This is a genomic window from Nocardia sp. NPDC059154, from assembly GCF_042755705.1.
Taxonomy (GTDB): domain Bacteria; phylum Actinomycetota; class Actinomycetes; order Mycobacteriales; family Mycobacteriaceae; genus Nocardia.
This window is the reverse complement of record NZ_JBHZCS010000069.1, coordinates 1-12417: the sequence shown is the minus strand read 5'-3', so window position 1 is coordinate 12417 and position 12417 is coordinate 1. Positions and strand designations below refer to the sequence as shown.

The window sequence follows — 12417 nt, the reverse complement described above, 5'->3', positions numbered from 1 at the left end:
TCCTGTCCGCGATCCCGCGGGCCGCGCATGATCGCGTGTCTGGTATCACCGGAAGGGTGAAAATCGGGTTCGCTCTTCCTCAGCATGGTTCACAGGCCCGCGAGGGCGCGCGGGTGGCGCATTATGCGACCGCGCTTGAGCAGGCGGGGGCCGACAGTCTCTGGGTCGGTGAGCGGCTCATCGCCGCCACCAATCCGAAGGTCGGTTACGCGGGCAAGGACACCATCCCTGACGAGTTCAACTCGGTGCTCGACCCGCTGCTGCTGCTCGGGATCGCGGCCGCGGTGACCGAGCGGGTCGCCCTCGGCGCGAATGTGCTGATCGCGCCGCTGTATCGGCCCGCGCAGCTGGCTCGCGCGCTGACCACGGTCGACGTGGTCAGCAACGGCCGGCTGATTCCCGGCTTCGGCATCGGGTGGTCGCCGGAGGAGTACGAGGCCGCCGAGGTCCCCTTCACCCATCGCGGCGCCCGGCTGGACGAGACCCTCGATGCGCTGGAAGCCATCTGGACCACCGACCCCGCCGGATATCGCGGCCGCTACGTGTCGGTGCCCGAGCATCGCAGTGAGCTCAAGCCGGTGCAGCGGCCGCGGCCGCCGATCTATCTGGGCGCGTTCAGTCCGGCCGGTCTGGCCCGCATCGGCCGACGCGCCGATGGCTGGCTGCCCGTGGTGCCGGTGCCGGGCCCGCCCGCCTGGGGTCAGCAGCTGTTGAAGCTGCGCGGCGTCATCGACGAGGCCGCGGTCGCCGCGGGCCGCGATCCGAAGGACATCGGCACCGTGCTGCGGGTGAACGTCGCCGCGGGCACCGACCTCGAGCTGGTCGCCGCGACTATCGAGAAGGTCGCCGCGGACACCGGATTCGACGACTTCTTCGTCGATCTGCTCTATGTCACCGACTCCCTCGACGGCATGCTCGACGCCGCCCTGCAGCTGCTGGCCCGGCTGCGCGGCTGAACCGGCTGCGCGGTCCGGCCCGCCACCCATCCGCGCCGCCCTCCGGCAGCGGCGCGCTGCCATCCGCTCAGCACGGCCGGACGCGCCGGTCCCCTACCAGCCCATCGGCGATATCGCTGCCCGCCGACCGCCCAGCGGGCCGGCCATTCGAGCCGGTTGGGCGAAACCCGAGCCGGGTGGGCAAATCGGGCGGCCACCGGGCATACTCGATCCCGTTGTGCCGCAGGGCCGCCGGGTGACCGCCCGGAACAAGGCCCCGGTGATGTGCTGAAGGGAGTCCGGGCCGGTGGGGTTGCGGAATCCGGTCGTGCTGGCCGGAGTCGTCGGAGTCGGAGTACCGGTCCTGGCGGCGGGGGTGGTCGCGGCGCTCACCATCAAAACCGGTGAGAGCGGCCCGGACTCGGCGACGACCGACACGACGACGGCCCCCGCGACAGCGGCCCCGACCACCGGGCCTGCCATGACGCCGACCGTCACCGAGGCCGCGGCGCCGGATCCGGTCGGCTTCCAACCCGATTCGATCACCTTCATCTCCGCCGACGAAGGCTGGGTGCTGGGCCGGACCTACCCGTGCGCGAGCGAGCCCTGCCTGGTGCTGCAGCACACCACCGACGGTGGGCAGACGTGGCAGCAGGCCCCGCTCCCGGCCCCGCTGCGCGATCCCGGGTCCAAGGGCCACTGGCTGAAGTTCGCCGATGCCCGCAATGGCTGGATCCGGGCCGGCGACAAGCTGTTCGCCACCCACGACGGCGGAAAGACCTGGCGCGAGATCGATCTCGACATCGATCCGGTCGTGAACGCCTGGTCGTTCACCATCTCCGACGACAGCGTGTACATCGCCACCGTGCAGCCCGGTGAACGAACCGTGCTGTTCACCAGCCCCCTCACCCGCGATGCGTGGACCGGTCCCACCGAGGTCCCGGTACCCGGCAGTGGCGGCCCGGACCCCTCGGCCGCTGTCACCGTTCTCGGCAGCCGGGCCTGGCTGGTCGTCACCAACCGGGGTGCGGACGGTGCCCGATCGGTCGACGGCACGTGGACACCGTGGAAACTGCCCTGCGGCGGCAATGGTCCCGCCGCCTGGCACCCCTTCTCCGAAAAGCGGCTCGTCGCCCTGTGCGGCCGATTCGGCCCGTACTCCGACGGCGGCACCACCACCCAGCTCATGACCTCCACCGACGGCGGTGCCACCTTCACCGAGACCGGGCAGCTGTCGCCGACGCTGTCCGCAGCTGCCGCGCTCATCCCGGCCGACCCCACCCATCTGGTCGCGGCTCTCGACGACCACCTGCTCACCTCGGCCGACGGCGGCGCAACGTGGACGACGACCTATCGTGCACCTGCCCAGGGCTGGCGCGAGAGCTCGGGCCATTTCGTCACCGAGACAACCGGTTTCGTGATCATGACCCAGACCGGGTCCAAGCACCTGGCCACCACGATGCTCGCCACCCAGGACGCGGGCCGCACCTGGACCCCGGTCGGCTTCGGCTCCTGATCACCGGCGGGCGGTGGCGCGCGCATAGTTCCAGCCCTGCCACGAATCACCGGACGGGCGTGCGCGAATGACGTCCGCAATGGCTGCGCGCTCGGCGTCGGGCAGCCGGTCGGCCACCGGCAGCACATCCGGCGACAGGCTGCTCAGATACCCGGTGTCGAGGGACTTGCCCGCCTGCCAGCGCTCCACATTGCGTTCGGCGACGAACCGTTCCGGGTTCACCGCCGCCAGCGCCAGCAATGTCGCGAGCGCGGCGCCGACCGCCGCGCGCGGCACCCAGCCACGCCGCAACCGCACCAGGCTCGCCAGCAACAGCAGGTAGACGAGCGCGATCCAGCCTTCGAACACCTCCACGAGCAGCCGCATCACCGTGAACCCGTACGCCTGCTGATAGGTCCACATGCGATGCAGCGCGGACGCCACGATCACCAGCGACAACCCGATCACCACCGTGACCGCGCCCCGCAACCAGCGTCGCTCGATCACCGTGTCCTGCAGCGCGTGCCGCAGCACGATCCCGATCACCGCGAGGGTCAGCATGCTCACGATCGACAGCTGCCAGAACCCGGAGCGCGCGTACTCGGCATACGTCAGCCCGGCCGTGCGCTGCACATACCCGTCCCCGCCGAACAGCACCACCACCTGCGTACCCACGAACGCCGCGAACACGATCGTCAACGCGCCCACCGGAATTCCCCACTCGATCGGCGAGAACCTGCGCACCCCCAGCCAGCCCAGCGGATCCATCCCCCGGCCCGGCCCCGCATCGTCGGCCACCGGCGGCGGCCCCGCCAGCAGATACAGGGCCCCGGCCGTCCCCGACCCGACCACCACGAACACGAAACCCCACCGCACCACCGCAGGCACATCGATGCGCGGCATCAGCCCGTCCACCAGCCCGGCGAACACCGCGTCCGCGCCCGCCAGCAGCGGCACCACCATCACCAGCAGCGCGGCGGCCACCGCCGCCGACCACCACACCCGCTGCGAACCCTTCCCGAAGCGCCCACGCGCCCGCGTCACCGCCCGATACAGCCACGGCAGCGAATTCAGTCCCGCGAACGGCACCGCAGGCAGGTCGAACCACAGCCCGTACACCGACCGCCGCACCACCGCCAAGGACCCGGCCATCGCGGCCCCGAGCACACAGAGCACGAAAAGCCAAGGGGCAGCGCGGAACACACCCACACCCAGCAGCGCCAGCGCCACCCCGGCCCACCAGATCCGATCCCACGACACCCGGCCCGTCCGCCCCGATCCACCGGGATGAACCTGGCTCGCACTGCCGGTCCCGGCACCGTCCACGGGCCCACCGCGACCGGTGCCGGAGGGATCAGCAGCCGAGCCGACACCAGCGGGACGGCGGGTGGCGGTGCTGGACGTTGGAGCCGCGGGCGGCCCGGAAGAGGTCTGCGCAGCGGGCACAGTCCCGGAGGCAGCGGCGACCGCTGCATCCGCGTCACGCGCCGCCGAGACAACGCCCTGCTCCCTCGAAACCGTCTGCCGGGCCGACCGGTCGACCGCGTACACCGCGCCCGTGATCACCAGGCCCGCGAGCAGCCATCCGACACCGGGACGGTCGACGGGCACCAGGATCGCCCCGGCACCTCCCGCCGCGACGATGGCGGCCGGCAACCCGCTCGGCACGGGCACCCGCGCCGAGCGGGGCGGAATCAGCTGGGGTGGAACAGAATTCGTGGTGCCGGGACGCGCTGTCGACGGACCGGCCCGTTGTGCGGGCGGGGCGGGCACGGGCCACTGCCGGCCGGGAACGGTCGGGACTGCCGGCGGTGCGGGGGCGGACCACCGCCCGGGGGTCGCGATCACAGGGGCCGTCCCATCAGCGCTCGCCATGTCGGGAGTCGCCACAGCAGGGCTCGCCGCATCAGGGGTCGCCGCTCCGGTTGTCCACGGTTCGGGCGCTACCCGCTCTGGCTGCGGCGCTCCGGGCCGTGCCCATTCGGAGGCGCTCGGGCCGGTACTTCCTGGCCCGGGTTGGAGTTCTCCGGGTTCGCGCGGTTCCGAACCAGGTGTCGGCGGTTCGCTCGTTGTGCGTTCAGGCGCTGCGGGTGCGGGCGGGTGGTCGTCGGGAGAGGGTGCGGTGGAAGGGTTTTCGGGCATGGCAAGGCCTCCGATGGGTGTGCGGGAGCGACCCGGGAGCGCGGGGCGCTGCGGGTTGCGGATGGGGTGAGGTCAGGAAGCGGGGAGGGTGATGCGGATGCGGGAGCCGGGGTCGGCGACGGCGATGGTGCCGCCGTGCAGGTCGACGATCCAGCGGGCGATGGCCAGGCCGAGGCCGGTGCCGCCGCCGGTGGCGCGGCCGCCGCGGGTGAAGCGTTCGAAGACGCGGGCACGGTCGGCGATCGGGATGCCGGGGCCGTCGTCGGCGACATCGATGACGGTGCCGGTGCGGTCGGCGTGGGCGTGGATGCGGACCTCACCGCCGGCGGGTCCGTGGCGGGTGGCGTTGTCGAGCAGGTTGAGCAGGACCTGGTGCAGGCGGGCGCGATCGGCGTGCACGGTGAGATCGGGGGCGGCGACGATGGTGAAGCGGACGGGCCGGTCGACCGCGGCCGCCATCACCTCCGCTTCGGCCACAACCTCTTTCAGCAGCGGCTCCACGGCGACGGGTTCGCGGTCCAGCGCCACCGCACCGGCCTCGACGCTCGACAGCGCCAGCAGCTCCGACACCAGCAGGCTCAGCCGCTCGGTCTGGGCGAGCGCGGTGCGCAGGGTCGCCGGATCCGGTTCGGCCACACCGTCGACCAGGTTCTCCAGCACCGCGCCGAGCGCCGTGATGGGGGTGCGCAGTTCGTGCGACACATTGGCGATGAACTCGCGCCGCTGCTGATCGGCGGCGGCCAGATCGGCGGCCATCTGATTGAACGCCGCCGCCAGCTGCCCCACCTCGTCCCGGGAGGTGGCGCGCACCCGCCGCGAATAATCCCCCTGCGCCATGCGTTTGGCGGCGGCGGTCATCTCCCGCAACGGCAGGGTCATGCCGTGGGCGAGTACCTGCGAGAAGAGCAGCGCGAGCAGTGTGGCCGCGATGGTGGTGCGCGGCGGCAGCCATCCGATGCGTGAGGCGAAGAACCCGAACGCCACCGCCCCCGACCCGACCATGAGGACGGCCAGCTTCAGTTTGATCGACCGCACCCGGTCCAGCGGCCGCGGCATCCACCCCGCCGCCCGATTCCCGGCCGCCCGCAACCACTCTCGCACGCTCACCGCTCCCCCGCCGATCCGCGCCCACCGCCGTTCATCGAGCCTCCAGCGCGTACCCCACGCCGTGCACGGTGCGGATCAGGTCCGCGCCGAGCTTGCGGCGCAACGCCTTGACGTGACTGTCGACGGCGCGGGTGCCCGAGGCGTCCGCCCAGCCCCACACCTCGCTGAGTAGCCGCTCCCGGGCCAGCACGGTGCGCGGCCGGCGGGCCAGGTGCACCAGCAGCTCGAATTCCAGTGGGGTGAGCTGGGTTTCGGCGTCGCCGCGCCACACCCGCCGCTGATCGGTGTCGATGCGCAGATCACCGACCACGATGGCGGCGACCGGGGCGGCGGTGCGGTCCACGCGGCGCAGCAGGGCGTGCACGCGGGCGGTGAGCACGCGCATCGAGAACGGTTTCGTCAGATAGTCGTCCGCGCCGACCCCGAGGCCGACGAGCATGTCGGTTTCGTCGGTGCGGGCGGTCAGCATGAGCACCGGCACCGGTCGGCGGGCCTGGATGCGTCGGCAGACCTCGAGCCCGTCGAAGCCGGGCAGCATCACGTCCAGCACCACCAGATCCGGGTCCCCGGCCGCGTCGGCCGCCACGGCCGCCGGCCCGTCGTGCGCGATGTCGACCGCGTACCCCTCGGCGCGCAGGCGGGCGGCGAGGGATTCCGCGATGGTCGGCTCGTCCTCGACGACGAGGATCCGGCGCGCACTGGTTTCCATGCAGGTGACATTAGGCAACCGCCGTGGAGATGGTTCGCGTCGATTGTGAAGATCCTGTGGAGACGCCGGTCATACCACCTGGAAGCATCGTCTGCGACACGACGTCGTAGCATGGCCGAGTGCGCTCAACGACGGATCACACCGCACGCCTGCGCGGCGCTGCCGTCGGCGCATCCTCCGGCGCGGTGGCGATTCTCGCGCACGGACTCGGCGGCGGCGCGCCCCTGCTCGACGGTTCCGCGCTCGCCCTGCTGCTCGCGGCGTGCAAGCTGATCGGGGTCGTGGTGGCGACCCTGCGCCCCCGCTACGGGATCGCCGGAACCATGGCCATGTTGGCGGCCGGGCAGTCCATCGGCCATGCGGCACTGTCGATGTCGCCGGGCCACCACCATCACAGCTCCTCGCCGTCGATGCTGCTGGCCCACCTGGTCGCAATTCCGGTGGGCGCACTCGCGATTCGCGCCGCCGAGGCCGGCATGCGCCGGGCCGTCACCAGCGTGCGGCGATTCATCCTCGCACTGGGTTCGATCCTGCGGCCGCCCGCGCCGCGCCTGCGCCCGTGCCGCGCCGACGATCGCGCCGAGGCGCGTCGCCTGCTCGTCAGTCCGGGGATCGGGCGTCGTGGCCCACCCCGGGCCGGCGCACCGTTCCCACACCTCGCTCCGGCATAGATCCGCGACGCCTCCTCCCCGCGCAGTGGCCGAATCAGGCCTGCGCCGAACGGGTGTCGCCGTGAACCGGTCCGGGGTGACCTCCCTTCCCCCTGACACACGGAGTCCATTTCCCATGTCCCAGATGCCCTCCTGCCACAGCTTCCGCCTGCGCACCGGCGGATTCGCGCGCCGGGTCGGTGCGGCCGCCGCCGTCGCGACCCTGGCGTTGCTGCCCGTCGCCTGCTCCTCCTCGCAGACCTCCTCGGACGCCACCGGCAAGGCCGCCGACCGGATCACCATGACCGATCAGTGGATCAAGGCCGCCGACAGCGGCATGTCCGCCGCCTTCGGCACCCTCTCCAACACCTCCGACCAGCCGATCAACCTGGTCGCGGCCACCAGCCCGGCCTCGGCCACCGTGGAGATCCACGAGATCGTCCCCGACGCGGCCGGAGAGAAGACCATGCAGCCCAAGGCCGGTGGCATCGTCATCCCCGCCCACGGCAGCGCGACCCTGAAGCCCGGCGGCGACCACCTGATGTTCATGGGGTTGAAGGCCCCGCTGCGCACCGGCGCGGACACCCCCATCACGCTCACCTTCTCCGACGGGTCCAGCACCACCGTCACCGCGCAGGTGCGTGACTTCGCGGGCGGCAAGGAGAACTACCAGCCCTCCGGCGACAACGCCGCCCACGGTGGCTGACCGGCCGCAACCGCACCCCCGCCTGTCCCGGCGGCGACTGCTCGGCGGCGGCGCCGCCGCGGGGGCCGCCGCGGTGACAGTTGCCGGCTCCGCAGGCGTCGGCTGGGGCGCGGCCACACTCACCCACCGCGACCACGATCGCGATCCCGGACTGGATACGGTCGCCTTCCACGGGCCGCATCAGGCGGGCATCGCGACCGATCCGCCGCTGCACGCGGCCTTCGTCGCCTTCGACCTGGTGGCGGGTGCACAGCGCGAGGACATCATCGGGCTGCTGAAGATCTGGACCGACGACGCCTCGCGCCTGACCCAGGGCAGACCGGCGCTCGCCGACACCGAACCGGAACTGGCCGCCCGGCCCGCCCGGCTCACCGTCACCGTCGGATTCGGGCCGCGGTTGTTCACCATCGCCGGACTCGAGGATCAGCGGCCGCACTGGCTGAAACCGTTGCCGCCCTTCGGCATCGACAAGCTCGACGCCGCCTGGTGCGGCGGTGATCTGCTGCTGCAGATCTGCGCCGACGAGGCCACCACGGTCTCGCACGCGGTGCGGGTGCTGTCCAAGCATGTGAAATCGCTGGTCACGGTGAAATGGGTGCAGCGCGGGTTCCGCAATGCCGCCCGCGGCCGGACCATGCGCAATCTCATGGGCTCGGTGGACGGCACGGTCAACATCGCGCCCGGCACAACCGATTTCGATCGCCTCGTGTGGGACGACGGATCGGTGCGGCCGTGGCTGGCCGGGGGCACCTCGATGGTGTTGCGGCGCATCGCGATGAACCTCGAGACCTGGGACGAACTCGACGCCGACGGGCGCGCCATCACCGTCGGCCGCACCGTCGAGCACGGGGCGCCGCTGTCGGGCACCCGGGAATTCGACGAACCCGACTTCGCGGCCGTGGACCAGTACGGCATCCCGAAGATCCCGCCGTCCTCCCACATCGCCCGCGCCCACCACGCTCACGACGGGGAGCGGTTCCTGCGCCGCGGCTACAACTACGACGACGCGCCCGCCCCCGGGCACGTCTCCAACTCGGGCCTGCTGTTCGCGTCCTTCCAGCGCGACATCGACGCCCAGTACCTGCCGGTGCAGCAGCGACTGGCCGACTTCGACGCCCTCAACCAATGGACCACACCGGTCGGCTCGGCGGTCTTCGCCGTCCCGCCCGGCGTGCCCGGCCCGGGCGGCTACCTCGGACAGCAGCTGTTCGACCGCGCCGACACCCAACGATGATCCGGACCGGTCGGACCGCACACGGGGCGGTCCGACCGGACACCGGCCGCGGACTCTAGGGTGGGCTGCCATGACCGTCTTGCGATCGATCGTGCTGTTCGCGCTGGCCGCCGTCGCCGAAATCGGTGGCGCGTGGCTGATCTGGCAGGGAGTGCGCGAGCACCGCGGCTGGCTGTGGATGGGGGCGGGCGTGGTGGCGCTCGGCTGCTACGGGTTCGTCGCCACCCTGCAGCCCGACGCCCACTTCGGGCGCATCCTCGCCGCCTACGGTGGCGTCTTCGTGGCGGGGTCGCTGCTGTGGGGAATGGCGCTGGACGGCTTCCGGCCCGACCGCTGGGATGTGATCGGCGCACTGGTGTGCCTGGCCGGGGTCGGGCTCATCATGTACGCACCACGCTCGGCGTGAGACACGCGGGTGCGAGACACGCGGTGGCATTGCTCCACGTGAAACCAGCTGCGCCCGAACTGCATTCACGCATGCCACGCATCGCCCCCGGATCTCGCCGACGTGCAGTCGATGCAGAATTGCCGGGCGCGAACGGATTACACATCCCCGCCGGTCACGGCGATGGTCAGCGGCCGGCCCCGAGCAGGCCGTCGATGATCGCGCGCGCAGTGGGCAGCGCCGTGTCGTCACCCATCCGCGCGGCCGTATTCGCCGCCGCCACCACCGCATCCAACTGGAACGCGACGGCGTGCGGGTCCAGCCCGGCCAGGTAGCCCTGCTCCTGAGCGCGGCCGATCTCCTTCTCCAGCACCGTGAACCAGTCGTCGCGGTCGGCCGCCAGGGCGTCGCGCACCGGGCCCGGGCGGCTGTCGAACTCGGGCACGCTCGCGCCCCGGAAGCAGCCGCCGGGCAGCAGCGGCTCACCCACGTAGTCGAACCAGTGGTCGATGATCGCCCGCAGTCTCGGCATGCCACGGTCCACGCTCAGGGCGGGGCGGACGACGTGCTCGATGAAGACCTCGCGCGCCGACTGCACCGCGGCCAGCTGCAGGTTCTCCTTGGTGCCGAACAATGTCGCCACCCCCGACTTGCTGACCCCCAGATCCCCGGCGAGCCGGCCCAGACTCAGCCCGGTCAAGCCCTCGACCGAGGCCACATCGGCGGCGTGACGGGCGATGGTCGCGCGGGCACGCGCCCCCTTGAGCCGCCGCTGATCGGAAATCTCCTGCTCGGAAGGCTGCACCGGTTCATCCACCTCTTCATCTTCGCACCAACTGTTGCTTTTACGCACGATCGGTCGTACTTTTCATAAATACGAACGATCGTGCGTACTGTTTTGATCCCGCTCCGACACCCGTTCCGTGGAGAGCCCGTCATGACCGACATCAGCCGGCGTCAGCCCGCAGCACCCGATACCTCCCCGCCGAGCACCGAAGCTCGCGCCGGCCGATCCTCCTCGGCCACACCGTCCTCCGACCGCCCGGCCCGCCTCGCGCTACTGGTCGCCTCCGGTGCGGCGTTCGTGTCCTTCCTGGACCTGTCCGTGGTCAACATCGCCTTCCCCGCCATCACCCGCGACTACCCCGGCATCGCCGCCACCACCCTGACCTGGGTGGTGAGCGGTTACGCCGTCGCCTTCTCCGCCCTGCTCACCCCCGCCGGACAGCTCGCCGACGCCCTCGGCCGCGGGCGCGTATTCCTCACCGCTCTGGCCGGATTCGCGCTCACCTCGCTGCTGTGCGCGCTCGCGCCGGGGGCGGACTGGCTCATCGCCGGCCGCTTCCTGCAGGGCGCGACCGCGGCCTTCCTCATCCCGGCCGGACTCGGCCTGGTCCTGAGCGTCACCCCGCCCGCCCGCATCGGCGTCGCCATGGCCGCCTGGACCGCGGCCGGTGGATTCGCCGCCACCGTCGGCCCGGCCGTGGGCGGCGCGCTGGTCGACTGGTTCGGCTGGCGTTCGGTCTTCGTCATCAACGTGCCGATCGCGGCACTGCTCATCGCCACGGGGCTGCGGCTGGCGCGCGGCGATCAGCGGCACGCGCAGGGGCTGCCCGATCCGATCGGCACCGTCGCCACCGGACTCGGCATCGGCGCGGTCGTCGCCGCGGTCACCCAGGGACAGCAATGGGGTTGGGGCGCTCGGCAAACCCTGGTCACCGGTCTCGGCGGGCTCGCACTGCTGGGCCTGGCACTGTGGCGGTCGCGGACGCATCCGCGCCCCGCCATCGCGGTCGGGCTGTGGCGCAGCCACTACTACGCGCTGGTCAATGCCGTCGCCTTCGTCTTCGGCGCGACCATGTTCGCGTGGCTGCTGGCCGGACCGCTGTGGCTGGACACCATGTGGCACTACTCGGTGCTGCAGTCGGCGGCCGCCATGACCGTCGGCGCGATCGCCTCCATGGTCACCGCGGTGCCGGCCGGGCGCGCGCCGGTGCCGTGGCAGCGGTGGCTGGGCGTGCTCGGCGCCGTCATGTTCGCCGCGTCCACCCTCTACATGAGCACCGGCAGCTGGGACGCCACCCCGGCACTGTGGACGGCGTGGGTGCCGGCCGGACTGCTCGGTGGCGGCGGCATCGGCCTGCTCGTCACCGTGCTCGGCACCGCCGCCGCGCGCTCGCTGCCGCCGCACCGATTCGCAGCCGGGGTCGGCATGAACCTGACCGCCCGCCAATCCGGCGGCGCGCTCGGGGTGGCCGTGCTCGCCGCGGTGTTCGCCGCCCACCCGGCCCAGCCGCTCACCGCCTTCCACACCCTGTTCGCCGTCTGCGCCGGAATCGCCGTCGCCGCAGCCGTTCTCGCCGCCCTGCCGATCCGAGCCGAGGAGCCCCAGCCATGACCGCCCGCACCGAAGCCACCGATCCGTTCACCCTGTCCGATCCGGCAGCCGCCGCGATCCTGCGCGACGTGCCGTTCCGGCGGTTCGCCGTCACCGGCGACTCCACCGCCGCCGGGACCGGCGACCCCTGGCCCGGCTACGACACCGTGCCCTGGGCCGACCGCGTGGCGCGCTGGCTGCTCGCCGCCCACCCGAGCACCGACTACCTCAACACCGGCGTCCTGGGCGCGGTCATCGCCGACGTCACCGCCGGGCAACTGCCCGCGCTCGAGGCATTCCGCCCGGACCTGGTGCACGTCACCTGCGGCGGCAACGACCTGTTCCTGCGCAATGCCCGGCTGTCCGATGTGGAGGCCGCCCTCGACGAGCTGTGCACCCGGGTGGCCGCCACCGGCGCGCGGCTGTCCCTGTTCACCCTGGCCGACTCCTTCACCGGGCGCATGGCTCCCCTGCGCCCGCTGTTCGCCGGATTCGCCGACGCCGTGCGCCGCGTCGCCGAGCGCCACGACGCCATCCTCACCGAATTCTGGGACCACCCCGCACGACTGCGCCCGAACTGGCTCTCGGCCGATCTCATCCACCTGACCATGGCAGGGCACGCGGTGGTCGCCGCCGAGATCGCCGAGAACCTGGCCCGCCACACCGCCCGCGAACTC

12 protein-coding genes are annotated in these 12417 nt (G+C 72.1%); 8 read left to right on the top strand and 4 right to left on the bottom strand.

The window, feature by feature from the left end; genetic code table 11:
- Window positions 1-35 precede the first annotated feature (35 nt).
- Window positions 36-956 (top strand): TIGR03619 family F420-dependent LLM class oxidoreductase, encoded by a 921-nt coding sequence (locus tag ACFXN1_RS40495; RefSeq protein ID WP_379463866.1) that lies wholly within the window; start codon window positions 36-38, stop codon window positions 954-956.
- 286 nt (window positions 957-1242) lie between these two features.
- Window positions 1243-2451 carry a hypothetical protein gene (locus ACFXN1_RS40490; RefSeq protein ID WP_379437429.1) on the top strand — a complete coding sequence of 403 codons (1209 nt, stop codon included), beginning with the start codon at window positions 1243-1245 and terminating at the stop codon, window positions 2449-2451.
- Here the strand turns inward: ACFXN1_RS40490 and ACFXN1_RS40485 are convergent, their stop codons facing one another.
- From ACFXN1_RS40485 to ACFXN1_RS40475, 3 genes are all read right to left on the bottom strand, one after another.
- Window positions 2452-4098 (bottom strand): DUF4153 domain-containing protein, encoded by a 1647-nt coding sequence (locus tag ACFXN1_RS40485; protein ID WP_379437430.1) that lies wholly within the window; start codon window positions 4096-4098, stop codon window positions 2452-2454.
- A gap of 546 nt (window positions 4099-4644) precedes the next feature.
- A complete protein-coding gene (locus tag ACFXN1_RS40480; protein ID WP_379437452.1) occupies window positions 4645-5628 on the bottom strand; it encodes an ATP-binding protein in 984 nt (327 codons plus the stop codon).
- Window positions 5629-5710: 82 nt separating this feature from the next.
- Window positions 5711-6388 carry a response regulator gene (locus ACFXN1_RS40475; RefSeq protein ID WP_379380639.1) on the bottom strand — a complete coding sequence of 226 codons (678 nt, stop codon included), beginning with the start codon at window positions 6386-6388 and terminating at the stop codon, window positions 5711-5713.
- A gap of 119 nt (window positions 6389-6507) precedes the next feature.
- On the opposite strand from ACFXN1_RS40475, the gene ACFXN1_RS40470 reads away from it, so the two are divergent.
- From ACFXN1_RS40470 to ACFXN1_RS40455, 4 genes are all read left to right on the top strand, one after another.
- Window positions 6508-7059 (top strand): hypothetical protein, encoded by a 552-nt coding sequence (locus tag ACFXN1_RS40470; RefSeq protein WP_379437431.1) that lies wholly within the window; start codon window positions 6508-6510, stop codon window positions 7057-7059.
- Between the two features lie 124 nt (window positions 7060-7183).
- Window positions 7184-7744: a copper chaperone PCu(A)C gene (locus ACFXN1_RS40465; RefSeq protein WP_379437454.1), complete on the top strand. Its 561-nt coding sequence runs from the start codon at window positions 7184-7186 to the stop codon at window positions 7742-7744.
- Window positions 7737-8978: a Dyp-type peroxidase gene (locus tag ACFXN1_RS40460; RefSeq protein ID WP_379437433.1), complete on the top strand. Its 1242-nt coding sequence runs from the start codon at window positions 7737-7739 to the stop codon at window positions 8976-8978. Before ACFXN1_RS40465 ends, ACFXN1_RS40460 begins: the two co-directional genes overlap by 8 nt.
- A 70-nt stretch (window positions 8979-9048) precedes the next feature.
- Entirely contained in the window at window positions 9049-9384 is a 336-nt protein-coding gene (locus tag ACFXN1_RS40455) for a YnfA family protein (protein WP_379437434.1), read from the top strand.
- Between the two features lie 166 nt (window positions 9385-9550).
- On the opposite strand, the gene ACFXN1_RS40450 is transcribed toward ACFXN1_RS40455, so the two are convergent.
- Window positions 9551-10180, bottom strand: a complete 630-nt coding sequence (locus tag ACFXN1_RS40450; protein WP_379437436.1) for a TetR/AcrR family transcriptional regulator — start codon at window positions 10178-10180, stop codon at window positions 9551-9553.
- 120 nt (window positions 10181-10300) lie between these two features.
- On the opposite strand from ACFXN1_RS40450, the gene ACFXN1_RS40445 reads away from it, so the two are divergent.
- Both ACFXN1_RS40445 and ACFXN1_RS40440 read left to right on the top strand, forming a co-directional pair.
- Window positions 10301-11761, top strand: coding sequence for an MFS transporter (locus ACFXN1_RS40445; protein ID WP_379437437.1), 1461 nt, complete (start codon window positions 10301-10303; stop codon window positions 11759-11761).
- The coding region (locus tag ACFXN1_RS40440; protein WP_379463864.1) for an SGNH/GDSL hydrolase family protein at window positions 11758-12417 on the top strand (660 nt) is incomplete at its 3' end. The genes ACFXN1_RS40445 and ACFXN1_RS40440, both read left to right, overlap by 4 nt.

Bases quoted from the DNA above. Each gene is read 5' to 3' on its own strand.
- ACFXN1_RS40465 (WP_379437454.1), top strand. From the start codon at position 7,184: ATGCCCTCCTGCCACAGCTTCCGCCTGCGCACCGGCGGATTCGCGCGC.
- ACFXN1_RS40455 (WP_379437434.1), top strand. From the start codon at position 9,049: ATGACCGTCTTGCGATCGATCGTGCTGTTCGCGCTGGCCGCCGTCGCC.
- ACFXN1_RS40445 (WP_379437437.1), top strand. From the start codon at position 10,301: ATGACCGACATCAGCCGGCGTCAGCCCGCAGCACCCGATACCTCCCCG.
- ACFXN1_RS40480 (WP_379437452.1), bottom strand. From the start codon at position 5,628: ATGCCGCGGCCGCTGGACCGGGTGCGGTCGATCAAACTGAAGCTGGCC.
- ACFXN1_RS40475 (WP_379380639.1), bottom strand. From the start codon at position 6,388: ATGGAAACCAGTGCGCGCCGGATCCTCGTCGTCGAGGACGAGCCGACC.